The organism is Thermogemmata fonticola, assembly GCF_013694095.1.
In the GTDB taxonomy this organism is placed as follows: domain Bacteria; phylum Planctomycetota; class Planctomycetia; order Gemmatales; family Gemmataceae; genus Thermogemmata; species Thermogemmata fonticola.
The window spans coordinates 481,157-504,811 of sequence record NZ_JACEFB010000002.1; the positions used below are offsets into that span (position 1 = coordinate 481,157).

The window sequence follows — 23,655 nt, forward strand, 5'->3', positions numbered from 1 at the left end:
TCGGAAAGGAGGAAGCCGATCAACCTTTCTCCCCCCGCTCTCCGAGCATGGCTTCCCACTGTTTGCGGAGCTTCTCGTGAGCCGGACCGCTCCCTTGCGCCAAATCCGCTACATCACTGAACGTCAGTTGTGGGTCCGGGAAAGGCAGGTGAGACAGAGCTTCCTCCAGCGTCCCTTTCAGGGCATAACGGTGGTCTTCGCCGATTTCGATGGGAATCTTCAACTCCCGGAGAGCCTCCAAATCCCTGTAGAAACCCCGAATGTCCAGGTGCAACCGCTTCATGATCTGTTCCCGCTTTTGCGGCCCTTTCTCCACCAGCTTCAAGAAGCGAAACAGCCGGATCAGACGTCCGCGAGTCAGACTTGGGCGAGCGGTACTGGTTCCCTTGCGTTTCATTCTGCCTCCTCTGAAGTTAGATGGTGTGACGTCAGCCCCATTCCCACGCCCTGAGCCAATCTTCTGTCACTTCTGCGAATCTGCTCAGGGGGATGGGCATGATGGTAGGCAGAAATTGCTCAGAAATCAAGTTGCTAACTGGGGAGAATGTCAGAATTAAGATGCCATCAAAAATACCAGTATTTCGTCCCGGTATTACTGAAAGCCCAATAGTAGTGGGAATTTTTGCTAACGTGGAGAAAATTGACTATTCCCTGGCGGAGGACGGCTGGCATTGGGACAACGATCAGACCATTTCACCGCCACGCCTTGCCTCGCCGTCTGACATTGGTTGGGCGGACAAGCGAGGGGTCTCCGGGATACATGCGGCCAGAACAAGGGGAAAGGCGGAGACGGAGTTGGGGAAAGAATCCCCAACGGTCCTGGGCCGCGGTTTCGAGAAATGGTGCTGTCTGGCCAGGCGACCTGCTTAGACGCGCAGTGCGAATCACCGCTGGATCAGGGCTGCCCGGAGTTTATGGAGTGCCACCGCTTGGACCTGACGAACCCGTTCCTTGGACAATCCCACAGATCGGCCCACCTGTTCCAGCGTAGGGGCGCCTCCGTTATCGCCCCACCCAAAGCGCAGCTTGAGGATTGCCTTTTCCCGGTCGGTGAGGAGGGGATGGTCATGCCGGAGGAACTCATCGATGGGGAGTGAGCTGCGGGGTTCGCTAGCTGGTGATGGCGTAGCAGCGGGGACGTTCGGTTCACCATCCGGGAGGGAATCGAAGGAGAGAGCTTGACTGAGCCGATCGGTGGCCAGCCGCTGATTTTGCCGCGATAAGGCACGAACAAGGCAGGTGTAGGCGTAAGTGCTGAAGCGGATGTTGAGCCAAGGATTGAAGGCAGCGACCGCGTGAATAAGCACAATGTGGCAGTCGCTGATGAAGTCATCGGTGTGGGACGCTTGCAGGACCCGGCGACGCACCGCACGAAAGATGAGCTTGCGATTGCCCAGCACGATCCGATCTCGCAATTGGTAGTAGGCATCCAGCCAGCGTTGCCGAGTGGCCTCCTGAGTGCTTTGGTGGGCGCGGTAGGCGGCGTAATGCATCCGGCGGGCGAACTCGCGGGTCAATTCATCGGGCATAAAAGGCTGTTGAGTGTCGGAAGTATCCTTCAGAAGAGGGGCAGGGTCATATTGCTGGATCGCTGTTTTCTCCCGGAATGAGGGATGGAAGACATAGGCTGGCAGGCGGTTGCGGCGGGACACGCGCCGCGTTGAGGTTGTGTGGGCAGGCATGGCACGCTCCTGAAAGTTGTACGTTTTGGACGATTTTCTTGCTGCCGCCACCTCATTATACCGTACTGCGAACGGAATGTTTCACCAAAAAACGTCCAAAACGAACATTTTTTAGGGGCAACAGGCATAGGCTTTCCTTCCCTTTCCAATTTCCTTGGAAAACAATAGGTTATGCTTTTCTGGCTCTGGCGTTCGGGAGAACGGCTATAATGAAGATGTGACTGTTGAGCAAAGGGGGCGGCTCGATGGCTGGAATCCGCGGGGTCAACAAAACGTATGAATCGTCCAGATAAAGTGGAAGCGGACAAACCTGGGGCGGGAGTTGACCTGCTCCCGGAACGATATGTGAGTACGCAGCAGGTGGCCGAGGCGTTGGGAGTTAGCGTCACGACAATCAAGCGGTGGGTGGATCAGGGCATCCTGCCGGCGCAGCGTACTGTGGGCGGACATCGTAAGTTGCCGCTGGGGGAAATCCTGCGTTTGGTCCGCCAAGGGGTACTCCCCCAGCCGAATCTTTCGGTGTTGCTGGGTACGACGGTCGAGACTTGCAGTTCCGACACGCAACTGTTAGCCCGCCAAATTCGCCAAGCCGCCTTGCGTCAAGATGGCGCCTTGCTGCGGACCCTCATCCGCGGGGCATACACCCAAGGGTTATCGATGGCCCAATTGGCGGACGAAGTGATCGTGCCCCTGATGCATGCGGTTGGGCATGGTTGGGAAAGCGGAACACTTGACGTGATGCAGGAACACCGCATCACGCAGGAGGTGGCCGCTGTACTTTATGAGCTGCGGGAACTGCTTCGCCCACCCTCGGATCGGTACCGGCCGCGCGCCATTGGCGGAGCACCAGAGCACGATCATTACCTGCTGCCGACGCTGTTGGCCCAGCTTACGTTATTTGATTGCGGCTGGAACGCGATCAACCTGGGACCCCATACCCCTGTCTCGGCGTTTCAAGCAGCGGTTGAGGAGTTGCGCCCCCGTCTTGTGTGGCTGTCCGCGACCCACCTGGTCGATGCTGAGTCTTTCCTGGCGGAGTTCAATCCGCAGGCCCGCGCCTGGCAGAGACAAGGGATCGTCATCGTCGTGGGCGGGCAAGCTCTGACTCAAGACATTCGCAACCGCCTCGTGTACACCAGCTACGGCGATGGCTTTCAGCAGTTGGCTGCGCTGGTGCAATCGCTCGAACCACATCCCGGACTACCCCGTCGAGGCCGTCCCCCGCAGGATCGCCCATGAAATCTCTGGACAAAGGCGTTTCTCCCAAACCGCTTCCCTCCAATTCTCCACTCCCTCCGGGTTTGCCCCGCGATTGCCAATTAAGTCTGAAACCCTCGCCGAGTCCGTGCCTCGTTCGGAATCCTATTTCCCCTTCGCCGGCAGTGTAAGGGGATGAGGGCAAGTTGCGCTCGAGGCGAGGGCGCAAGGTGCGGCCAGGAAAAATCAAGCGTGGTCCAGTGTGTTCGCTTCCACCTTCCGGGGGAGTGTAATGGAGGGCGGGAGGGTATGGTATAGTTCCAACAACGGCGCCCCTGAATCGCTCTTGTCTGCTCCCACGAGCGGGTTGATTGCTCCGGAAGTGACGCATGCCTGCCGCTGCTATCCTGGAACGTTTGTATCAGCCGTTCCCAGATTCTCCGGAACGTCCGCGCATTGAGGAGATTCCGGCTCGCTCCGTTCCGGAGCCGTATCACCGGCTGCTGGTCCATACGCACCACATGACGGTGACCGTGGAGGAGTTTTACGGTATGCCAGTTCAGGTGCGCGTCCTTGCGGTGAAGAAACACGGGCTGGACTATGCCCGGAAAATCCTGCTCCTTGCTGGGAGCCGCGTGGTGCAGTTCGGCTTGGTCCGGATCGACCTGTCGGTTTGCCCGGAGAACATCCGACAGGCCATTCTCGCGGAACAGATGCCACTTGGCCGGATTCTGATTGAGCACAACATGCTGCGGCGGATCGAACCGCAAGCCTATTTGCGTGTGACGCTCAGTGCCGCGATGGCCGAGTGGTTCGGGGTGGAAGCCGCCAGCCGCACCTATGGACGAGTCGGTGTCATTTACAGCGGGGAACGCCCGGTCGTGGATGTGCTGGAGATTCTCGCTCCGATTCCTCCCCCGCGAATCTCCCCGGTGTCAGGTTCTTCTGCGTGATCGGTTTGGGCAGTCTCTGGGTCGGATCGTCTCCGGGCCGTGTTCTCTCCAGGAGTGCCCCTTGGTGGGAGCAGTCAGGCCAAGGTCGCCAAAGCTAGGGCCAGGCGGCAGGCCTTGTCGAATTCGTCCAGGTCCACGAATTCCTGAACGGTGTGGATTTCGTTTTGCCCGGCGCCGAAGGTGACGGTGGGGATGCCGTGTTTGACCAGCCAGTTCGCGTCCAACCCGCCGTTGGTCACCCGGAGGACGGGATCGAGGCCAATGGCCTGAGCGGCTCGCACGGCCCGTTGGACCACCGGGGCGTCTTCCGCAAGCCGAAAGGGTAAATAATCGAGGCGGGATTGGAACACGACACGGCCTGTCCGCCCCTCGCAATCCTTGACTTTGCGGGCCGCCCTTTGAAAAGCGGCTTGATAGGCCGACGTGATTTCCCGGACGAATTGGGCATCGTGACTGCGGCTTTCCCCTTTGACATGAACGTAATCGGTGACCACATTCGTGGCATTCCCTGCGCTGCGGCCTTGGGCATCGCCGATATAGCCGATGTTGCTCGTGCCTTCCCGGCCGTTTTGGGTAATTTTTCCCCACCAGCCTTTGCGGAAAATTTCCTGCATGGCAAGGGCCAGGATCATAGTGGCGGAAATGCCTTTTTCGGGGGCCACTCCGGCGTGGGCTGCTTTGCCGTAGATGTCCACACTCCAGCGGTCCGCACCAATGGCCCCGACGGTCAACTCCGCTGCGTTGCGCCCATCCACGTTGAACCCCATCACCACGCCTCCCAAGTCTGCGGGATTCAGGTAGCGCGCCCCGTAGAGACCGCTCTCTTCCCGAACAGTGAACAGCAGCGTGATGGGTGGATGAGGCAATCCCTGCCGAATCAACTCCGCCGCGAGTGTCACCAGTACGGCACAGCCTGTCCGATTGTCTCCTCCCAGGGCGGTTTTGCCTTCGTGCACATTGACAACGCGGCGTCCTTCGACCTTCGGTTCGGCTCCCGCGCACAAAGGGACGGTATCCATGTGCGTGGCGAAGAGGATCGGGTCCGCGTGGCCGCGCGCTTTGCTCTTCGAGCGGCGGGGTAGATGGGCAGGAAGCTGGACGATCAGATTTCCCACCGGCGTCGGCTCTGGAATGCGTTGGTGGGCATCATCGAAGCGTATCGCCTCAGGAGGCACTCCCACCTCCCGCAGCATATCCGCAATCGTTCGGGCCACCGCTTCTTCTTGACCCGTCACGCCAGGAACCGCCAGCAAACGCAGCAACCGCTCCACGGCTGCCGCCGCATCGACTTCCATGAGGCTCTGTTTGCGTGCGGGCATAGACACCTCGTTCGCTTTGCAGGTTAGGTATCATCCCAACCCCAAGGAAAGGGCATTGATCCTAGCCAGGGAGGAAACCTATTCTACCAGGTTGGCTGGGATGTCTCTGGGAAAAACTTTCCATAGTGCATCGGGGATGTCTCAGGTTAAGATAGGGACGTTATAAGTAGGGGCGATTTGGAAGGACGAGTCCTCACCCTGGGGGCACCCATCATGACGGAATATCGTTTCAGCCGGCGTGTATTGTTGCAAGCCAGTGTCGTAAGCGGCGGCCTTTGGTTGCTGAATCGTTGGGGTTACGCCCAGGCAGGTCCGGGACCGAAGGCGGTGGTGCAAAAGGTCTGGGATCGGGGAGCGCACAATGCCTTCACCGATCTGCTTCGCTGGGGGGAGCGCTGGTATTGCGTCTTTCGGGAAGGGGCCGGACATGCCCAGGGGGCCGGAGTCATTCGCGTCCTTGCCTCATCCAACGGGCAGGACTGGGAGAGCCTGGCGGAAATCCGCAAAAAAGAGACGGACCTGCGTGATCCGAAGTTGTCGGTGACTCCGGAAGGCCAGCTTATGCTCGTGGGCGGGGCGGCGTTCCCAGCCCATCGCCAGCCGCTGACCGACCATTACTCCTTCGTCTGCTTTTCCAAGGATGGCAAAAGCTGGAGCGACCCGGAGCGGGTGCTCGAAAGTTGGCAGTGGCTCTGGCGGGTGACCTGGCACCAGGACACTGCTTACGGTGTGGCCTACACCTGGGACCCGAAACAGCGGGGTCATTACCGGGCCTTTCTGGCGAAAAGCCGCAATGGGCGGGCTTGGGACAAGGTGAGCGAGTTCGAGCCGCCGAATTGCACCGAGGCGAGTCTCGTCTTCCAGGGAGAAACGTTATTCTGTCTGCAACGCCGCGATGGTTCCCCCAATACGGCTCTGCTCGGCGAAAGCCAGCCACCCTACACGCGCTGGCAGTGGCGGGACCTGGGCATGTACTTCGGCGGCCCCCATTTCCTCCGCCTGCCGGATGGCCGATGGTGGGCCTGCGGCCGGCGCATCGAGCAGGGCAAACCTACGACGATCCTCGCCCAATTGGATGTCCAGGCGGGCAAACTCCGGCCTGTGCTCACACTCCCTTCCGGAGGGGACACCAGCTATCCCGGTCTGGTCTGGTATAACGAGGAGCTGTGGATCAGCTATTACAGCTCCCACGAAGGCAAAAGCAGCATCTATCTGGCCCGCGTTCGCCTCTGATTCCTCCAGAACTTCCGTACATTGCAAGCGATCCGCGAGGAGCGGAAGAGGCGGTCTGGAGTCGGTAAAAGGAAACAATCCGGAATCGACCCGAAGAGGTGATCCAGAATCCGCGAAGCGTCCATCAGTAGCGGTGCAGGTTTTTGGGGAACGATTCCCCAGCCCGATTGAAGGATTTCCTACCTGCGCTGTCAACCCGGCGTCATTCTCCTACAGCCAGTTGGACCCGCTTGAGGCCTGCCCCGGCATTCCCTTTCGTCGGCTGACCTGTCCACGGACTGATTCCCAAGCTCACTTATTCAGGTTTTCCGGACGTGTTTTGGGATCGGCGAGCAGGTGGGGAGCGATGCGGCCGTAGAGCTTCCAGGTTCGGTCTGGGCCGCAAACATAGACGGGATCGACGAAGTGCTGGCGCCAGAATTGTGGGCCGAACCAGACCAGATGGTCGGAATCGTGGAGATCGACCCAGACGTGTAGGTCTTTGAGGAGCAGATCGCGGCGAGCGGTGTAATCGGGTGCCAGGAAAACTTCCAGGCGCAGCTCTTGGACATGGGCTTTGGCCAGGGTCGTTTTGAAGCTGGTGCCCAAGCCAGGGACTTTGTCGGGCCGGATGTCCAAGCCGCAACCGCGGGCTGTCCCCAGTGTCATTGCGATGCCACCAGGACAATGAAGGACCGAGGCGACAACACCCCGCACCGGCATAATCTGCCCATCCGGTAAGGCATAACGGCTCTTGCCGTTGAGGGCGACATAGGTGAAGATCGGCAGGCCTTTCGGGGAAATGACTGCCGCCACGGCTGGATATTTTTCCAGGCCAGGCGTGACCTTGCCGGCGCGGCGCACCTCTTGTGTTTCCCGATAGCGGACCTGGCCGATAGGCACGGTGAGGTCCAGGCACAGGTCTCCCAAGTGTAGATGCGGTTGCCAGCGCTGTTCTGCTTGGCGCGTCAGGTCGCTGACCGACAGCAACATGTCACTGCCCAGGATCGTCTCCGCATCACCCGGCAGATCGACTAATTCCAGGGGAATCTGGGTCAAGCGGATCCACACATCCTGACTCGACGGCCGCACCGGCAGCAATTGGACCGCGGGAATGAACAGTTCGGGCAGAATGGCTTTCTTGCCGGGAGGCGGGGGATCGAAGCCCCATTTCCGCCAGGTCTTCATGCTGACAATCGACCGTCCCGGACGGGCTTCGTAGATGACCGTGATCGGAATGTAGCCCGGATCCCCTTTTCCAGTCGGAGGGGAATCGGAGGGAGGCGTTGAAGCCCCGGCACTCTTGGGCCGTGGCAGGAGTGCCGAGAAGTGACAGAATCCCGTCTTCTCATCGGTCAGGGGAATACGTACGCGCACGGCTCCGGTTGGGGGAGTGACGGGCTTGGGATGAACGACCGCTTTTTCCTGGCCCCTTATCGCTTCGTAGCTCAGCCCTACCAGTCCCAGGACCAGGACCCAGAAACGGCTGCATCGCAGAACAGGAACCATGGGCCGATCTCCTCGCGTTTTTCCCGGACTCCATGTCGGTTTTTCCTGGCTTCCATCTCAGACTGCTGGCGTTATCGAGAGTATAACTGCCCGGCGCTGGCTTTGTTGGTACCATTATGGCAGGAGGGCAAACTCCGGCGGGAGGACAGTACTAAAGAATCGTCTTAGCAAAGCTAAGTCTTGGCTCGCAGGTCATACGCTGATTTTTGCCAAGCGATAAGATGGACAATGAGCTTGAAAGGAGCAGCAATCCAAGAGTTGATTTCGGAAGTCCGGATTTCCCGGTTCTGAACGGTAGAGCGGAAAGAGGGGGAGGGGAGGGTATGAAGAGTTGGCTCCGAAGAGCGATGGCGGTGCTGGGAATTGTGGCGGGATTTGCAGGCCGCGGACTGAGTCAAACTCTGGAGGCGGAGGTCAAGACGCCGTATTTGTGGCGCGTGGTTTTGGACGCCGCCGAGCATCCGGCGCTGGGAGCGGGAGTGCGGCAACAGATCGAACGGGATGTGCTGGCCGCCTTGCAACCGGCTTTAGGCCCGTTGGGCACGGTCGAGGTGGTGGATATGTCCCAAACCCCACGGGAGAAGTGGGACCCTCTCTGGCAGCAGTATGAGGACAAAGGTTTTGCTGGTCTGGAAGCGGCGCGGGAACTGACCGGGATCAAGACGCACTTTCTGCGGATCGATTACCAGGAGGGGATGTATTTTCTGCGGGCGCGGCAGCATGACGGCTTCACCGGCTTGGTGTCGCCGCTCCGCCAGCAGCGCGTGCCGGCGGCCGAATGGCTGGGGCGTGCTGCCGGCTTGCTCCTGGAGCAGGACTTCGGCTTGTGCGGGACGATCGAGAAGGTGGAGGAAGGGGCCGGCACCGTCACGGTCCTCGTGCGCGGGGGGCAATTGGGCGGCTGGGAGCGCTGGGTCAAAGCGGGGGATGTGTTCGCCGTGGCCCAGGTGTTCCAGTCGGAGCGTCCCGCGCCGCCCCCTTTGCGGACGGCCACCGGCAAACTGATTGCGCCGACCTCTCCCCAACCGCTCAGCCTCACGGCTAGCCCCCGTGCATACACCTGTTTGCGGGTGAACCAAATCGGCCGGGACGGACGCTTGACCTGCACGGTGCTCAGCGCTTATCGCACGCCCCTGCCAACGGGACGGGCCTTGGGCTATCGCTGTCTCAAACTCGGCACGCGTGAAGGCCCCCTGACGATCCGGTTGATCAGCAGTGAAGGGTCCGGACCCCGGCTGGGCGGGCAGATCACGGTGCGCGCCCATGAGTCCGGCTTTCAAACGCCGCCGGCCCCGCGGGACACCTTCCTGTTCCAAGATGGCCTGTTCCGCTCGCAACGGCCGTACGCCCATCTGGCCTGTGTGGTCATTTCCGTCGGGCCGGGGACGGGCAGTCAGTTCCCCGTGCCGATCCTTACGGACGAAGTGGTCACTTTGCCCTTCGAGACGGATCCGAAGCGGGTGGAAGCCGCGGCGGTCCTCCAGGCTGTCGTGGCCTTAGCGAACCGGGTGGCCGATGCCCGCAACGCTCAGACCATCTGCTTCCAGGCCGTCAGCGAGTTGATTAAGAACGAGAAGAACGCCGAGGCCCTGGTCCGCGCCCAAGCGGGTTACCGCAATGCGCGGCTTGCCGCCCAAAGCATTGCGGAAGAACTGGAGCGCTGGCGGGAGCAACTGGACAAATCAGCCGAGGCCCGCCGCCTCGTCGCCGCTATCGAGCAACATCTGGCTGCCCTGAACAAGGCCAATGACGAACTTGGCAAGCACATCAAGACCCTGGAGGCGGTCGTCGCCCAGGAGAATGATCCCAAGGCGCTCGCGCGCGATGTCCAAGCACAGGCTCTCGCGGCGCGGATCACGATCCTCTTGGGCCGCGGAGATGTCGAGGAAGCCCTCACGGCCTATGACCAGTTGCTGTCCCTTGTCCCAAACGATGCCGAGCTGCGGAGCCGGCGGGATAAATTGCGACAAGAGTGGCAGCCGAAAAGTCCGGAGCACGCCAAAGCCCGCGACTATCTGCTCAAGACCTGGCCGGGTGTCGCCACTGTCGTCGATTTCCGCGATAGCTTGCCGCCTTTGGGCACCGCCGTCGAAGAATGCATGAAACATGGCGATCACTATACCCTGCGCAAACTGCTCCACCATTTCAACACCGCCGTGGTCAAACTCAACGAACTCCACGATGCCCTGGACCCCAACCGCGAACAGGATCGCAAGGACATCGAGCAGATCAGGAAGATCGGCGAGCACCTCGCTGCCTTGGAGAAGCGCATCCAGGATTACGTGGCCCGGTTTTCCGAAGCGGAGAAGCGCTAGGCTGGCTTGTTCGGAGAAGCGCCTTCCCTAAAAGGCAGCGCACCCCGGTTTTCCAAGCGGTCATTCTGTCGGTGTGAACGAAGTTGCCCCAGGACTTGGCCGAAGGACGGCCCGGTGGAATCCGGATGCCGGTGTCAAGGCGCCGGCGTTTTGGCGGGGGGAGCGGGCAAGGGGTGCAGGACGAAGGAGCCGTCGGACAGCGGCAGCAGAACGTCTTGGCCGGGCGTGAGACCAGGGGCAGCGATCGGGAAGATGCCGGGCAGATGGAGGCGGGAAGTCGCAAGGGATTGGCCTGTCTTGCCCGCAAGCCGAGTGATCCGCCCGGCCAAATCGACCGTCAACCAATCGCCGTCGGGAAGGGGTAGAGGCGGTCCGACCAACGCGGCGGCATGTTCCTCGGCCGGCTGGTGTACCCACAGAGGGGCATCCTGGTGAGGGTCCAGGCAGACCACGAGGCGGTTCGCCACCGTGTAGGTGACACGCCATCGTCCTTGAGCATCCTGGGTCAGGCCGAAGGCCGAGGTAGGCTGGCCCAGGGGTAAGGCACTGCCGGGCCGCCAGCGGCGCTGCGGCGCTTCGATCCGGTCGACGGCATAGAGCCAGACGTTGCCTGTCGTATCGGCGAGCAGGAAGTGGGAGGCGGAGCCGTCTTTGCGGAACAGGGGCAGGGGGGGAGCTGCTGGCCGCTCTCGCAGGGTCCACTCGCCGCCGTCATTCCAGCGGCTGCCGGCAGGCCAGAGCCACCGTTTGAGGGTCCGGCTCCCGTCACTACTGAGGAAACTGTCTTTGCCTGTGGGGCACAGCAGGGCGGGGGCGGCGCCACTTTCTCGACGTTCGATCCGCCAGAGGGGTCCCGGTTCGAGCCGATCCGGGGAGGTGAGACCTTGGCCGGGCACATAGCGGTAGATCAGCCCGTCAGCCAGGGGAAGCAGCAAGGTCTGATCCAGGAAGGCGGGGGGTCCTGCCAACAGAGCCGGAACGGTGACATGTCCATCGTGGGCCATTTTGCCGTCATGGATCAGCCGAATGAGCAAGCGCAACTGTCGGCGATCCCGCTCGACTTCCTCGTAAGGCGTTACCACAGCAGTAAGGGAGCGGTCGGCCGAAGTGGCGAATTGCGTCACTCCCGCCCGCTGAAGTGGGAGAGGCGCGAGGAGCTGATCGGCCCCGGCGAGGAGAGTAGCGGAGGGGTTGTTGAGCAGGTGGTTGTGAAGGGCGTAGATGCTGCCATCCTGTCCCAAGAGCAGGACCACATCCCCTTGCACGATCGGTGCGGCGGCCTGGGCCACGCCGAGTTGGCGGCGCCAGAGGATGGAGCCGTCTTTGAGCGCCACGAGGGCGGCCTGGTCAGCCGGTGGATCAACCCAGCGCAAGGCCAGGCCGGCTGTATCCCGCTGGGGGCTGAGCCACGGCTGATGCAAGGGGACGCCGATTGGACGGGGGGGATGCATGGGCACGATGTCCAATCCTCGCTGCGGGTGGATGCCCAAGCGGTATTTCTGCAAGGCGGAGCGGGCCAGCACGATGAAGGCGCCTTCCTCCGCGGGTAGGACGGCAGCCGGTAGCGGCAAGGCGGAAGAGTCCGGGGGCATCTGGAGGGCCAGGCGATCCGGCAACGGAGATAGCGGCGGGTCCGGACCACCCGCGGGATTGAGGGCAAAGAGCCGCAGGCGCCCAGCATCTGTGACAACTGCCAGCCGCTCCCCGTCGCTGACGGGGGGGAAGTAAGCCCAGCCTTCCAAGGAATACTCCATAGCGGCGGGTTGGACTTCCGGCGGAGGGGCATCGCTGGAGGGGCCGGCAGCGAGCGGCGGGAGCGAAAAGAGGCGTAGCTTCATGCTGCGTGCCCCATCGGCTTGACACAGGAGCAGGCGCTGTTCGGGGACGGCAGGGGGCAAGGCGGCCGCTTCCAGGATCAAAGGGGGGACTCGCAGGGTGCCTGGCTCATGACCGGTATGCAACACCTGCACGCACCGCAGGGGCAAGAGATTGTCTTCGTCATCGCGGGCATTACCGTCCAGCACAAAGACGCGACGAGCCTCGGCAGCAGCGAAGAGATAGCGACCCTTAGGTTCTACCGCTAGATGGGCAATGGGCTGGCCCAGACGGATGCGCCCTCGACGCGTCCCGTCGATAGCGTCGAACTCATAAATTGTTCCCCATTCGTCCCGCAGCGGCACGTAAGCTCGGCTCCCCATCACCACCGGCGGGGCAGCCACGGGAGCCGGCAGCGGTTGATACCAGCGGAGCGAACCGTTGCGTAACAGGCAAGCCACGACTCCATACTGCCGCTCGGCATGGTGAGCACAGAAGAGCACTTCGCTGATTCCTTCGGGCAGGGTGAGGCGGGCCAGCGCCGGAGGAAAGGTGACGTCCGCACCGACCCGCATGGCCCAGAGCAGGTTCCCGGACTCCTCATCCAAGGCGTAGAGGATGCCGCGGGCCACAATCGGGAAGATGGTCGGGGGGGCATCAGGATGGTGCGAGGCAGCGCGGGGGGCGGCAGGACTCAGGGCAGCACTACAGAAAATGGTGCGCGCTGGGCTGGCCGGTGCGGCTTGAGGGGCGGCCGGGTCCAACTCGTAACGGATCATGGCGCGAAGCCGAGCGCGTGCCTCCTTCAGCAACGCCTGGGCTTCCGGATCGGCTAGCCAACCCGCGGCAGCCAGCTCGTTCTCGGCGAGCGCGATCCGCGCATCCGTGATGCTGGCCAGATGCTGCCGGGCTTGAGCCAGCGCTTGCCGCCGCGATTGTTCCTTTTGCAATTCCCCTTCCAGGCGCGTCCACTCTTGCTGCCATTTGTCCAGCGGTGGATCGTCAGCGGCACGGAATGGTTCCAGACTCTTGAGCAGCTCTTTCCCCGCTTGCACCGTGGCACGGACCTTTTCTTCCAATGCCGCCTGACCAGAACGATCGCTACGGAACTTTTCCAATTGCCCATCGGCATAAGCCACCATGTCCTCGCAGAGTTTTTTCCCGGCCTCGAAAATATCGTGGCCATAGCCGGAGCCGGGCTTCGCCCAAGGGGAATCTTTCTGCTCGCTGACAAACTTTTGCCAGCGTTCGAGCGCTGGCGAATAGTCTTCGCGGTTGGTTACGGCCCGTACCGCTCCTTGCAATTCGGACAACTCCGCGAAGAAGCGATACTTGTCGTGATCCTCACTATTCGGATAGTCCTCGGTCAATTGGCGATAAGCTCTGGCCGCCTCCTTGTAGTTCCCCTGCTTGTAATGCTCTTCCGCAGCCGCTGCCAACTGCCGTTCGGCCAAGTCCTGATAGTAGAGCAGATAAAAGGCCATCGAGCCAAGCACAAGCAGCGTGGCGATCGACAGGCCGATGAGCAGAATCGGCGCCCAATGCCGCCGGCGGCGCTCCGGCAGCAACAGAAGCGAATCTTTTTCCCCCGAAGATGATGGGGGTGGCGTTGAGGAGGCGGTTTCCTGGAGTTCTGTCAGGACAAACGACAAAGGTGTGTCTCCCCGCGGTGTATCCATCCCTTCAGACCACGTGAACTCCTGGATCGCCGGGGATGGTGCAGGGAGAGTGGGAGCTGGCGGCTCGTCTTTGCCGGACGAGGGCGGGACAGCCGGCGGTGGAGGAGGAGTAACGGGGGCAGCCGGGACAGGCGGCGTCGGAACGGCCGGTCGGCGCGAGGATTTCGCTGGCGGAGGTACCGAGGGGTTCGTCGGTGAGGCTGCCGATGCGGGGGAAGGCTGGGCCGATGCTGGGGTTGTCCCACTAGTTGAGGCCGGAGGGGCCTCCTTTGGGGAACGTCGACCAGGGATTTTCGCCGGTGTGGTCGGGGATGCTGGGACGGCAGAGGCCGGTGCTTCCGCAGGCGAGTGTGAGGTCCGGGAGGGTGCGGCCGTGCGGGGTATGACGATTTGGGGAGGAAGAGAGGAGGCCGGCGCGGCTTCGGAGCGCGGTGCAGGAGCCGGAGGCGGCGGCTCGGGTTCCACCGGTGCTCCTAGAGGCTGCGCCCTGAAGATCTGACTGCACCCGCGATTGGGGCAGCGGATCATTTTGCCCGCCAATTCTGCCTGCAAATTGAATTTGGTCTCACAGTGCGGACATTGCACGATAATGGACACGGTCGCCCCCGTCACTGAAAGTACAGCCCCAAAATGAGGGCCTGACATACCAACTAGGACCCGGAAACTGCGACAACGGCCCACGAGACTGGCTAATTTTTCCCGCTGATCCGGCCGCGCGTGGTCTTGGGTCGCTTCCTGGTCCCAGCAGTTCAGTAAAACAGCGTGCCTACCTCATTCTAACGTACTGTTTTCCGTGGGGGAGTGGGGAGCCTGGGACGGGCTGCGCAGGTGCTGGTACACGCCGAAGTCATTGAAGAAGAGGCGTTTGGCCCAACGGTAGAGCAGGTTTTGTTCCGGGATTTCCTGGCCGGGGAGATATTGGGAAGGACGGGGCGTCAGGGCAGATAGCTCGGCCAAGGCGGTTTGGCGCACCGTGGTGTCGCGGGCGGCGTGGCGTTCCACCAATTGGCGGAGCAGGTCCGGGCGCTCCAGAACGATGCATCCGCGTGTGGTTCGGGCGGCCAAGCGGCGGAACTCTGCCAGAAAAGTCGAGTGGAGAAACTTCTCCTTGAGCGGGCGGCTATCGACCTGCGGATCGATCGATTCGCGGGCAAATTGGACGATCGGGCATGGCTCGATGTCTCCCCATGGATTGATGTGATGGCTCAGGCCGTTGGCGGCGGGACACAAGGCCTGGCCTTCCCCATCGTGATAAGCGTCGATGATGATGATGGGCTTGCGCGCCCGCATTTCCACGACAAAGCGTCGGACTTGCAGGGCTTCCTCCGCGGAAAGACACAACTCCGGTTGCGGATTCGGACCCATCGGCCGGTAGACGTGGAACCACGTGTACAGAACCCCCCACTCGATCAATTGGTCGATCCATTCTTCGCGGACCAGGTCGCGGAGGTTGCTGCGGCAGACACTGGTGCACACGCCGGTCAGCAGGCCGGCATCTAAAGCATGGCGCAACCCTTGCAAAGTCTTGCTAAGGACGCCGGACCGTCCTCGGCGGATGTCGGAGACTCGCTCGGTGCCTTCCACCGAAATCAGCGGGGTGACGTTCCCCATTTGGTACATGCGGCGGGCGCGCTCTGGCGTCAGAAAGTGGCCATTCGTGAAAATCTGGAAGTAGCAATCGGGGTGCTCCGCGAGCATGTCGAGAAGATGGGGGTGCATGAACGGTTCGCCCCCGACAATGCCGAAGAAGACGTTCCCCATCGGACGGGCTTCGCGGATAAGGCGGTGGAAGACCTCCGGACTCATCGCCTGCTGCCGGGCTGAGACATCCACCCAGCAGCCCTGGCAGCGCAGATTGCAGCTATTGATCACGGAAACGTACAAAAAGGGCGGGAAGAATTGTCCCCGGCGCAAGCGCAGCTTGTGACGGTGGACCGACAGCGCTCCCTTGAAACCCATCAAATACAACAGTCGCAAAAGCAGCCGCTTGTCGGCTTCCCGCAGGAGGCGGCTAACCAGGCGGAACGTGGCACCGATGGTCACAGAATGTACCCCGCAAAGGCTTGGATTTTTTCCCTCGCCATCCAGTGTGTGGCCGCAAGGCAACACCTAGCCGCAAAGTCACCTGGAGGCGTCGTCACGAACACCTCTTACAAGCAGTCTAGCAGCGTCGAGAGGACTGTCGAGCCGGGGGAAGAGAAAGCGGTATCCGGGGACAGGCGGGAGGGGCGGCCTTACAATCAACGGCATGAAACGGGGATGGAGACGGTGGGCCACGGTGATCAAGACTGTGCTGGCAGCGGCTATCGTGGTCGGCGTGGCCCGGCAATTTGTTCGTATCCTGGCGGATGCGGCCTGGCAGCAGGCTGGAGGGATTCCTCGCTGGGAATTGCTGCCGCTGGTGGGACTGTTGTATTTGGCGGCGCATACCTGTTGGGGAAGCTTCTGGGTGCGGCTGTTGCGCGAACAGGGGGTGGAGGTGAGCTGGTATGCAGGGTTGCGCTGCTACTTTGTCAGCCAGTTCGGGAAGTATGTACCGGGAAAGGCGTGGGTGATCCTGCTGCGGGTGGGAATGTTGCGGCAGGGCGGGGCGCCGGCGATGGCGGTCGCTATGACGGCGACCTATGAGACTCTGGCGAGCATGGGAGCCGGAGCGCTTGTGGCCGTGCTTTGCTTGCCGTTTGTCGGGGTGCTGCCGGTGGAGGTGGCCGGGCGATGGGGGTGGTTCCTCCTGGTGGCTGCTTTGCCGGCAGGTCTAGCTCTGCTGCACCGTACGCTGCACAGGTGGCTGCGGCAACGCGGGACGGCGGCCACGGCCGCGGCTCCTTCGTGGTTCCTCCTCGTCCAGGGAACCTTCCACGGCGTGCTCGGCTGGTTGCTACTTGGCCTGAGCCTGGGCCTGCTCCTGGAAGCGATGCAACCGGGGGGGGATTGGACCGGCTCGCGGGCGCTCGCTGTGTTGGGGGCGGTGGCGCTGGCCTATGTGGCGGGTTTTGTCGTTCTGGTTACGCCGGGGGGGCTGGGCGTGCGCGAATGGGTGCTGTTGCACACCCTGCCGCCTGTACTGGCGCAAGCCGATACTTCCCCAACGGTCCTGGCGGCTTTGGCAGCCCTGTACCTGCGATTGATCTGGACGGTCGCGGAGGTAATCTGTGCCGCCTTGCTCTATCTCCGCCCCGCCTCTCCGCCTGCTATGATATCTGAGAACCTGCCGCGCCAAACGCCACAGCCGTATGCCAGCAACATCCGCTAATCCTGGAAATACTGAAGCCTGTGAGTCGCTGATCTCGCTTGTGGTGCCCATCTACAACGAGCGGGACAATCTCCGGGATTTGCTCCAGGAGATTCAGCGAGTGTGGCAGTCGGCGGAGCTGGCGGGCTGGAGTTGGGAAGTCATCATCGTGGATGACGGAAGCACGGATGGCTCCTGGGAGGTGATTCAGGAGCTGGCGGCGGGGGAAGAGCGGCTCTGCGGCCTGCGGTTGCGGCGGAACTTCGGCAAGGCCGCGGCGCTTCAGGCCGGCTTTCACGCGGCACGGGGGGCGATCGTCATCACTCTGGATGGCGATCTCCAAGACGACCCGCGGGAGATTCCCCGTTTCGTGCAAGCCGTGCAGCAGGGAGCGGATGTGGTCAGCGGCTGGAAAGTCCAGCGGCGCGACCCCTGGCACAAAGTCATTCCCAGCCGGGTGTTCAACCGCCTGGTGAGCTGGCTGACCGGCGTGCGCCTCCATGATCACAACTGCGGCTTCAAAGCCTATCGGGCCGACGTCTTGCGGGAATTGCACCTCTATGGCGAACAGCATCGCTTTGTCCCCGTGCTGGCAGCGGAACGCGGCTTCCGCATCGCGGAGCTGCCGGTCCATCATCGTCCCCGCCGTTACGGCTATTCCAAATACCGCTGGCAGCGCTTCATCAAAGGCTTGCTGGACCTGGGCACCGTCTTTTTCCTGACGCAATATGAACACCGCCCCCAGCATCTCCTGGGCAGCACCGGTCTGATCTGCGGCACGCTCGCCGTGGTGGGGGTCGTGGCTTGCGTTGGCACCTTGCTCATCGGGGACGGCTCCGCCTGGTCTTCGACTGCTTGGGCCGGTTGGCTGCTGGCTCTGCTTGTGAGCTTGACTTTGGGACTCATCAGCGTTCAGTTGCTAACTTCCGGCCTGCTAGCGGAGTTGATCGTGGTGCGGACGATGAGCCAGGACGAAAGCTACGGAATCGCGGAAAGAACGCCCTGCAAGCGCGCAGCCCCGACCTCAGCCGTCCTGAAATCTCCGCCTTCGGATGAAACTTCCGCCGCTTCCGCTTGAGCCAAGGCAGCGGTGAGGAGGAGAAGCAACAGCGGAGCCTGGAGCATCAGCAGCGGTTGTGAGTATGGAGAAAGGACACGAGCTTTGGCGTCTGGCCTCGGGTGTGTTGATCGCGGCTTCAGTGGCGATTGCCACGGCCAAGGTGGTCAGCGCAGAGTTGCTTTACGAGCCGAGCCGCTTCACTCCGCCGGAAAGCGAGGGATATAGCCGCATTCGGCCTGATCCGCCTCGCTATTGGCCGGCGGTTCGCCCGGATCCGACGCCGATGTTCAGCTCCAACGATCGCTCCCGCTGGGCCACCGTGCGTGCTCTGGTCGATGAAGGCACCTATGTGATTGGCCGCCGTCACTACCCTGATCCCACGGATCCGCAGCGTTACGTCGATAGCGGCATCATCACCGAGCCGGCGTATCGCTCGCTGGACATCGTCCTCAATCCTGACACGGGGGAGTTTTACTCGAGCAAGCCGCCGCTGTTTGCGACCCTTGTTGCGGGGGAATACTGGCTGCTCCAGCGCCTCTTCGGCTGGGAAATTGTGCGTGACCGCTGGCTGGTCGTGCCGACGATCCTCCTGACCGTCAATGTCTTGCCGTGGGGCATCTTCCTGGGGCTACTCTCCCGCCACCTCTTCGCTCAGGCGGATCAGCTTGCAGGGGGCCTTTTCACGTTGGCAGTCGCAGCCTTGGGAACTTTCCTGCTCACCTTTGCAGGTACGCTCAATAACCATCTACCCGCAGCTTATTGCGTCCTGTTCGCACTTTATCCAGTGCTGAGGGCGATGGAGCAGCAGCGGCCCCTGACCCGCGGGGAGTACATCGGGAGCGGTTTCTTTGCCGGGTTAGCCTTTACCTTCGAGTTGCCGGCCCTGGCCTTCCTCGTGGCTTTGGGAGTGCCGCTTTTGTGGCAGCGGCCCCGATCGGTGCTGACGGGGTTCCTTCCAGCGGCTTTGCTTCCTATCATGGCCTATTTCCTCGTCAACTTCATCGCTTTGGGAATGGTCTCGCCGCCGTACAGTCAGTTCGGCGGTGCGTGGTATAACTTTCCAGGAAGTCACTGGGCCAAATGGGGGACACCTGGTGCCAAAGGGATCGACTTCAATCAGGAACCGACGCACATTTACGCCTTCCACTTGCTCTTCGGACATCATGGCTGGTTCAGCTTGACGCCGGTGTGGCTGGTGGCTCTGGCCGGTTTATGCCGGCAAAGCTATGGGGCACTGGCCGATCTACGCCGCTTGATCCGCCGGCAGCTTGAACCCCTCGGCTGGTCGCCGGCCTTGCTGGCGGTGATGATCCTCATCGTCTCGGCGGTGGTCTTCGGCTTCTACTTGACCCGCACGCAAAGCTACAATTACGGCGGATTCACGAGCGGGCCGCGCTGGCTCTTCTGGCTCATACCGCTTTGGCTGCTGGGATTGCCGAGGGCTGCTCAATTCCTGGCAGCTTCCCCCTGGGGACGGGGATTGCTCCTGTTGACCCTCGCGTTCTCGGTCTTCTCCGCCATGTATCCCGCGGCCAATCCCTGGAGACACCCCTGGATTCTCAACCTGCTGGAGTTTTGCGACATTCTCCATTACTGACAAGTTTCTGCCATCGGATAGGAAATGCGACACTCTCCGGAAATACGGCGGGTCAGTGGAGCAGAAAAGCATGAACGATGAATCCCCAGACTACGGTGTGGGATCGAAGCCGGAGGAAACGCTGCCCCGACAGGAGCCGCCTCTGGTGCTGCGGCTCGAATCCACGGAGACGGCGTTCCCGCCCCGGCGGCCCCGGCCTGGCCTGCTCGAAGCCGTGCTCTGGTGTGTTATCTTTTTGCTGACACAACTGACCGCCTCCCTGTTTGTCGTAGCAGGAGTTCTCGCCTTTTTTGCATGGTCCCAAGCGGAGCCGTGGGCCTTCGTCCAGGAGCAATTCGCAGCTTTGGCCGCAGCCCAGCAGTCGTCCAGCGAGAAGACCGAAACGGCGGACGCTCCGGACTCTGGGACTAAGACGGCGGACGCCCCAGAGTCTTCCCCGACGGAGGGAGCGGAAACGGCGGCAACTCCCTCCACGGTGCCGCGCGAAATCGCCTTGGCACTGGTTTACGGGATGCTGGCAGCCCAGGTGGCCTCGTGGTGGCTTATTCGGCAAGTAGTGCCCCACGTAGTGGGACGAAACTGGAAGGAACAAATCGGCTGGCGGCGGCCCCGTGCCGTGCAGATGCTTCTGGTCACTCTGACCATCGTGCCGTTTATGCTGCTCGCGGGCGGGTTGCAGGAATTGCTCCTGCGCCTGGGGATCGGTACGCACTTGCAGATTGCGGAGTCTCTGCGTGCACTGTTTCAGCATGCCCCTCTGATTGTGACCCTGGCAGCGGCCGCGGTGGGGCCGGGAATCGTCGAGGAGGTCTGGTGCCGGGGATTCCTGGGACAGGGGCTGATTGCCCGCTATGGCGTGATACCGGGGGTGTTATGGACCTCGCTACTCTTCGGTTTTTTGCACTTGGACCCGGCTTACGCCTTGATCACCGCCGCGATGGGCGTGTACCTGCACTTCGTCTTTCTGGCATGCCGCTCCCTGGCAGCTCCGATCTTCCTCCATGCGTGTAACAACGGTCTGGCCGTGTTAGCGTCCCTCAATCCCCAGGTGCTGCCGGTGCTGGCCGCGGATGCACCCGGCCTGTCGCTCTTCGGCTACGGACTGGCGGCCCTGGTTCTTGGCGTGTGCAGTTATGCCCTGTGGCGGACGCGCCCACGTGTCGCGGCGGGGACGTAAGCTGAGAGTTCCTCCTGCCTTGGGCATAGCTCCTCCTGTGCTTCTGGGGCAATTCCTCGGCGCGAGCTAGGCCCCAGCGGTAGAAGGCGGTTTGGCAGGTGTTGCAGCCGATGCCGCTGGCTAAGCCGATGGGCGGTCTTAGCATGCTGGCTCCGATGCCGCTGGCTTAGCCGATGGAAGCCCCCGATCGGAGCGGTGCCAATTCGCGCGGCAGCAGCTCCTTGATGAGGACAGCGGAGCGGCGGCCCTGGAGTTCGTACTTTTCGCGCCGAGAAGGGGGCAGATCGTCCGGATGGCCCAAGCGGAACCCTGCCTTTTGGATGAAGTAGTTGACGGCTTGCGTGGAGAGGGCGAACAAGCGCGGGATGCCTCGACTGCGGGCGACATTTTCCACAAAGGCAATCAGTTTCTGGCCGATGCCTTGATTTTCGTAGCGGCTGTCCACGTAGAGGCTGGCGAGTTCGGCCACATTCTGCTCCGGATAGAGGTGCAGAGCGACGCAGGCGACCGGATTGCGGTCCACCTCGAAGACGTAATAGTCTCCGATGATTTTTTCCAGTTCCGCCCGTGTACGCTTGACCAATTCGTCGTTAGCGATCCCCTGCTGGATGAGCGTATGGATGGCGCGGACATCCTTCTTCTGGGCTTGCCGGATGGATTGATACTCGTTGGCGTGGATGAGCGTGCCGATCCCTTCGTTGGAGAAGACTTCTCCCAGCAGCCCTTCCTGCTCGCGTCCATCGATGATGTGGACCCGCTCGATGCCTTCCTTGCAGGCGCGGATGGCATGTACGAGTTTGGTCACAATTTCCGGCGGCAAATCCTGGCGATGGCGCTTGAGGAAGGCGTCTGCTTCCTGCACGGGCATCTGGCGAATGACGGAGCCATCGGGCGCCGGGATGCCCCCTTCCGTGTTGAGGTAGATGAGTTTGATGGCGCGTAAGGCCTTGGCCACCTCCACCGCGACCGCATCGGAGTTGAGACGAAAAGAGTTGCCGCAGCCGTCGATGCCGATGGGCGGGATGACCGGGATGATGTCATGTTCGAGCAGGGTGGTCAGCAGGCCGACATCGACGCGTTCGACCCGCCCGGTGAAGAGGTGATCGACTCCGCCGAGGATGCCCGCGGGATGGGCGACGATGGCGTTGGGGCAGACAGCGCGCAGGTCGTTGGCCGTCAACCCTTCGAGAATCTCGTGGTTGACTCGATTGGCCGCGGTAATGGCGACTTGCAGAGTGGTGCGGTCCGTCACCCCGGTGCCGTCGAGGTCCGAGGGGGTGACGCCAATCATTTCGGCATAGCGGCGGATTTGGCGGGCCGCTCCATGGACCAGCACCACCCGGATATTGAGGCTGCGTAAAAGGGCGATGTCCAGGAGTAAATTGGGGAAGTTGTCATCTTCCACGACGGCGCCATCCAGGGCAATAACAAAGACCCGGTCCCGGAAGCGGGGAACGTAACGCAGGATTTCACGGAAATGGGTCAAGCGTTCGCGCATGGGTAGTCCGTGAGGTATTGCCGCTCAGACGAGGCTGCGGAGAGTGTTGGCAAGGCAGTTCCGATGCCGCGAGAAGGGATAACCTGGGCCGATCTCTCCAGACAGCCGCCGCTTGCCGTCTAGAATAGCCGCCGAGCTTGTGATGGAAACCACCCTCGAAGTCCCTCAGAATTTCCCAGTCTCTTAGGAGTACGCTATGCCGGAGAAGGTCGTGATCATCGGTTCGGGTCCTGCGGGCTGGACGGCGGCGATTTACGCGGCCCGCGCGGAGTTGCAGCCGTTGGTTTTTCAAGGCAACCCGTACGATGAGCGGAATCGCCAGAACGGGACGCTGCCGCTGGGCCAACTTGCCTTGACCACGGAGGTGGAGAACTTCCCCTCCTGGCCGCCAGGGGATACCCGGCAGTATCTGGCGACGGCCTTGCGCCGGGATGATCCCGATTTTCCCCATTGGGTGGCAGCCAATCAACCGCAGCCGACGCATGGAATCAATGGCCCGGAACTGATGGCCTTGATGCGGCAGCAGGCGGTCCACTTTGGAGCGCGGGTGGAGTCGAAAGACATCGTCAAGGTGGATTTGCGCCGCCGGCCTTTCCTGCTGACGGCCCACGATGGGCAAACAGTCGAGACCCACACGGTGATCATCGCCACGGGCGCGCGGGCCAACTACCTGGGATTGCCCAGCGAGGAGCGGTTCAAGAACCGGGGTGTATCGGCCTGTGCCGTTTGCGACGGCGCCTTGCCCCGCTTCCGCAATAAGCCGCTCGTGGTAGTCGGCGGCGGCGACTCCGCGGTGGAAGAGGCCACCTATCTATCCAAGTTTGCCAGCGAGATTCACCTTCTGGTCCGTCGCGATGTCATGCGGGCGAGCAAGATCATGCAGGAACGCATCAAGAGCAATCCTAAGGTGACCATCCATTGGCACACCGAAGTGGAGGAAGTGCTGGGAGATGATCAAAACGGCGTCACCGCCGTGCGGGTGCGTAACAATCAGACTGGCGAGAAACGGGTGATACCGGCGGCGGGAATGTTCCTCGCCATTGGCCACACCCCGAATGTGGCCTTCCTGGAGGGTCAGGTTGAGCTGACGGAGAAGGGATACATCCGCTGGACGACCCTGGGGCGGACGTACACGAGCGTCGAGGGGGTGTTTGCCGCCGGGGATGTCGCGGATGATTACTATCGCCAAGCAGTCACGGCAGCGGGCACCGGTTGCATGGCGGCCCTGGATGCCGAGCGTTACCTGGCCCACCACGGCCTGGCCTGAAGCGTTTCCTGCTGTCCCGGCTGGAGCGGGGCGGTCCCCCAATGGCAGCGCGGCTGGCTTTGGCCCCGCCTTTAGCCAGGGTTTTCTCCCCAAGCCCTGCTTGCTGGCTTCGCTGGCATGCTCGCTACACACGCAGACCGCGC

16 protein-coding genes are annotated in these 23,655 nt (G+C 61.9%); 9 read left to right on the forward strand and 7 right to left on the reverse strand.

Going from position 1 to position 23,655, the window contains the following annotated elements:
* Positions 1-19: 19 nt before the first annotated feature.
* On the reverse strand, positions 20-397 hold the full coding sequence (locus H0921_RS05355) for a hypothetical protein (protein WP_194537002.1): 378 nt from the start codon (positions 395-397) through the stop codon (positions 20-22).
* Between the two features lie 487 nt (positions 398-884).
* A complete protein-coding gene (locus H0921_RS05360; RefSeq protein WP_194537003.1) occupies positions 885-1,682 on the reverse strand; it encodes a sigma-70 family RNA polymerase sigma factor in 798 nt (265 codons plus the stop codon).
* A gap of 276 nt (positions 1,683-1,958) precedes the next feature.
* Between H0921_RS05360 and H0921_RS05365 the strand changes: the two genes are divergently transcribed.
* Entirely contained in the window at positions 1,959-2,921 is a 963-nt protein-coding gene (locus H0921_RS05365) for a helix-turn-helix domain-containing protein (RefSeq protein ID WP_194537004.1), read from the forward strand.
* 347 nt (positions 2,922-3,268) lie between these two features.
* Positions 3,269-3,832, forward strand: a complete 564-nt coding sequence (locus tag H0921_RS05370) for a hypothetical protein (protein ID WP_194537005.1) — start codon at positions 3,269-3,271, stop codon at positions 3,830-3,832.
* 74 nt (positions 3,833-3,906) lie between these two features.
* Here the strand turns inward: H0921_RS05370 and H0921_RS05375 are convergent, their stop codons facing one another.
* Positions 3,907-5,127, reverse strand: coding sequence for a M20/M25/M40 family metallo-hydrolase (locus H0921_RS05375; protein ID WP_194537158.1), 1,221 nt, complete (start codon positions 5,125-5,127; stop codon positions 3,907-3,909).
* Positions 5,128-5,364: 237 nt separating this feature from the next.
* On the opposite strand from H0921_RS05375, the gene H0921_RS05380 reads away from it, so the two are divergent.
* A complete protein-coding gene (locus H0921_RS05380) occupies positions 5,365-6,384 on the forward strand; it encodes an exo-alpha-sialidase (protein ID WP_194537006.1) in 1,020 nt (339 codons plus the stop codon).
* A 291-nt stretch (positions 6,385-6,675) separates the two neighbouring features.
* Here H0921_RS05380 and H0921_RS05385 read toward each other — a convergent pair whose 3' ends face one another.
* Entirely contained in the window at positions 6,676-7,872 is a 1,197-nt protein-coding gene (locus H0921_RS05385) for a hypothetical protein (RefSeq protein ID WP_194537007.1), read from the reverse strand.
* Positions 7,873-8,195: 323 nt separating this feature from the next.
* Here H0921_RS05385 and H0921_RS05390 point away from each other — a divergent pair, with 323 nt between their 5' ends.
* Positions 8,196-10,187 carry a coiled-coil domain-containing protein gene (locus H0921_RS05390; protein ID WP_194537008.1) on the forward strand — a complete coding sequence of 664 codons (1,992 nt, stop codon included), beginning with the start codon at positions 8,196-8,198 and terminating at the stop codon, positions 10,185-10,187.
* A 134-nt stretch (positions 10,188-10,321) separates the two neighbouring features.
* Here the strand turns inward: H0921_RS05390 and H0921_RS05395 are convergent, their stop codons facing one another.
* A complete protein-coding gene (locus H0921_RS05395; RefSeq protein ID WP_194537009.1) occupies positions 10,322-13,681 on the reverse strand; it encodes an outer membrane protein assembly factor BamB family protein in 3,360 nt (1,119 codons plus the stop codon).
* A 771-nt stretch (positions 13,682-14,452) separates the two neighbouring features.
* Positions 14,453-15,724 carry a radical SAM/SPASM domain-containing protein gene (locus H0921_RS05400; protein ID WP_315851848.1) on the reverse strand — a complete coding sequence of 424 codons (1,272 nt, stop codon included), beginning with the start codon at positions 15,722-15,724 and terminating at the stop codon, positions 14,453-14,455.
* Positions 15,725-15,959: 235 nt separating this feature from the next.
* Here H0921_RS05400 and H0921_RS05405 point away from each other — a divergent pair, with 235 nt between their 5' ends.
* From H0921_RS05405 to H0921_RS05420, 4 genes are all read left to right on the forward strand, one after another.
* Entirely contained in the window at positions 15,960-16,934 is a 975-nt protein-coding gene (locus H0921_RS05405; protein WP_194537010.1) for a lysylphosphatidylglycerol synthase domain-containing protein, read from the forward strand.
* The gene (locus H0921_RS05410; RefSeq protein WP_228499031.1) at positions 16,915-17,991 is read left to right on the forward strand and encodes a glycosyltransferase family 2 protein; all 1,077 of its coding nucleotides are present in this window, start codon (positions 16,915-16,917) and stop codon (positions 17,989-17,991) included. Before H0921_RS05405 ends, H0921_RS05410 begins: the two co-directional genes overlap by 20 nt.
* Before the next feature lie 64 nt (positions 17,992-18,055).
* On the forward strand, positions 18,056-19,570 hold the full coding sequence (locus tag H0921_RS05415; protein WP_194537011.1) for a hypothetical protein: 1,515 nt from the start codon (positions 18,056-18,058) through the stop codon (positions 19,568-19,570).
* Positions 19,571-19,640: 70 nt separating this feature from the next.
* Complete coding sequence (locus H0921_RS05420) at positions 19,641-20,747, forward strand: CPBP family intramembrane glutamic endopeptidase (protein ID WP_194537012.1); 1,107 nt, start codon at positions 19,641-19,643, stop codon at positions 20,745-20,747.
* 166 nt (positions 20,748-20,913) lie between these two features.
* Here the strand turns inward: H0921_RS05420 and argA are convergent, their stop codons facing one another.
* Positions 20,914-22,245 (reverse strand): amino-acid N-acetyltransferase, encoded by a 1,332-nt coding sequence (gene argA, locus H0921_RS05425; RefSeq protein ID WP_194537013.1) that lies wholly within the window; start codon positions 22,243-22,245, stop codon positions 20,914-20,916.
* A 196-nt stretch (positions 22,246-22,441) separates the two neighbouring features.
* Between argA and H0921_RS05430 the strand changes: the two genes are divergently transcribed.
* Complete coding sequence (locus tag H0921_RS05430; RefSeq protein WP_194537014.1) at positions 22,442-23,512, forward strand: NAD(P)/FAD-dependent oxidoreductase; 1,071 nt, start codon at positions 22,442-22,444, stop codon at positions 23,510-23,512.
* Positions 23,513-23,655: the final 143 nt, after the last annotated feature.